The organism is Microbispora sitophila, assembly GCF_014892245.1.
In the GTDB taxonomy this organism is placed as follows: domain Bacteria; phylum Actinomycetota; class Actinomycetes; order Streptosporangiales; family Streptosporangiaceae; genus Microbispora; species Microbispora siamensis.
The window spans coordinates 1-759 of the sequence record NZ_JADBGC010000095.1 but is presented as its reverse complement, the minus strand read 5'-3'; the positions used below and the strand labels follow the sequence as shown (position 1 = coordinate 759).

Sequence of the window (759 nt, the reverse complement as noted above, 5' to 3'; positions counted from 1 at the left end):
AGGCGTTGCTGGATCTCTCTGCGGTAGTCGTCGAGTGTGTTGTCGATGTGTGTGGCGGCGGCGTGGGCGGCGGCTTCGGGGTCGCCGGCGCGGATGGCCTGGTAGATGGCGTCGTGTTCTTCGACGGCTTTGGCGGCGTGGCCGCCTACCGAGCCTCGCATTCCGATCAGGCTGGATTGTGCCTGCAGGCGGCGGGCTTCGCGTACGGCGATCTGGAGGAACATGTTGTGTGAGGCGGTGGCGATGGCGGTGTGGAAGGTGTCGTCGCCCTCGTTGAACAGGTCTTCGCGTCCGGTTTCGAATCCGTGGCGGCACACGGTGGCGGCTTCTTCGATGGCGCGTAGTTCCGCGGGGGTGGCGCGGCGGGCGGCCAGCCGGCTGGTCTCGGTCTCCTGGGTGCGGCGGAACTCGAACAGCATGTAGATGTGGTCCAGGTCGGTGGGCAGGAAGAACGAGGCCATCCGCCCGGTGCCGAGCATTCCCTCGTCGTCGGCCACGTACAGGCCCCGGCCCTTCTGGGCGCGTACCCGGCCGAGCGCGGACAGGATCTTCACGGCCTCGCGGACGACGGTGCGGCTGGTTCCCAGCTGCCGGGCCAGGTCGTTCTCCGTCGGCATGCGGTCGCCCGGCCGCAGGCCCAGCCGGGCGATGAGCTCCAGCACCTGCTCGGCCGCCACCTCATAGCCCGGCCGGTATCCGCCCTCACGCTGAGTGTCGGTCACCGTGCTTCCTCCTCGCCGCTCCCTGCAAGAGTATGAC

The 759-nt window shown here is 68.8% G+C and carries 1 protein-coding gene; it reads right to left on the bottom strand.

Annotated elements, in window-relative coordinates:
* Positions 1 to 722 (bottom strand): FadR/GntR family transcriptional regulator (locus IL992_RS45575; RefSeq protein WP_193209508.1); only part of this gene is annotated, 722 nt, incomplete at its 3' end.
* Positions 723 to 759: the final 37 nt, after the last annotated feature.